The organism is Allobaileyella intestinalis (assembly GCF_009695865.1).
Taxonomy (GTDB): Bacteria; Bacillota; Clostridia; order Peptostreptococcales; family Anaerovoracaceae; genus Allobaileyella; species Allobaileyella intestinalis.
On record NZ_VUNB01000020.1, the window covers coordinates 1 to 1,113 of the forward strand.

The following is a 1,113-nucleotide window of genomic DNA, read 5'->3' on the forward strand; positions in this document are numbered from 1 at the left end:
AGGCAAGGAATGAAAAGAATAGGAGTGGGGTAGAGGATAGAGAAAACTTGTATTTTTTAATCAAAGACAGGGAAGAACATAAAAAAAAGAAAGAAGAGGAAAAAAAAAGGAGAGAAAAAAAGAGAAGCAAAAAAGAAAAAGAAAAAAAAAAAATGAAAAGAAAAAAAATAAAAATGTGGCGGAATGAAAGAAATGCGACCGCCTCTTCCTTTGACTTCAAAACATTTACGAATTGTACGAATATCTGTAGAAGCAATAGCTTCAGCACTGCCAAACGTTTTAAGAAGATTCATGTAAACAATGCCATATTTCGAACTGAATAAAGTGTTAAATTCAGGGAAAACAAGATCAATCGATTTCTGTAGTCGATTACAGTAGACATTGAGTTCTTCCTTTAAATTGTGGTGATGACGAGTCAATTGTCTTTGTTCATATAAATCAAAACGGTCAACTTTAGTAATACGATACTGTTTCTTACGTTCAGGAGTATCGAGGACATTACAAATAGTGATTGTATCTCGTTTGTCATTCTTAGTAATGCCACCTTCCATCTTGCGTGTAAAATCAGTAGTTTTAGGGTTGATCAAGGCAACGGTATATCCATTGCTAAGAAGAAATTTTAGAAGAGCAACATGGTAATGCCCCGTGTCTTCCATACCAATTAAAATTGATTTTTTAGAATACGGTTTAAGAGAGTTGATCAGAAAGTCAAATCCTTCTTTGTTGTTAGAAAAAGAAGAAGGTGCAACATTGAATTCACCAGTTTCTTTGTCTATGACACAAAAATGATGACTGTTCTTTCCAACATCGATACCAACTAATTTCATAAATAAACATCCTTTCTTGATTAAAATTTGTGAAAGTGGTTATCCACAACACTTAGACCACAAAACCTGGTTCAAAATACGAATTCAAAGACTCATCTAACTAATCATTGTTTTGGAATAAGGTGTGGTAAGGACCTCCAGTAAGTAGTCAAGCTACAGGTAAAAAAAACGCAAATCCACTTTCACATATTCAATTTTACAAATTAACAACATCGTCTTCAACCACGGTTATCAAAGTTTGAAAGAAGGGAGAAGTATATTGTAGTTGACCAGTTAGATGGGTCAA

Annotated in this window: 1 protein-coding gene; it reads right to left on the reverse strand. The window is 33.5% G+C overall.

Going from position 1 to position 1,113, the window contains the following annotated elements; genetic code table 11:
* Positions 1-56 precede the first annotated feature (56 nt).
* Positions 57-827, reverse strand: a complete 771-nt coding sequence (locus FYJ66_RS09130) for an IS110 family transposase (RefSeq protein ID WP_154573186.1) — start codon at positions 825-827, stop codon at positions 57-59.
* Positions 828-1,113: the final 286 nt, after the last annotated feature.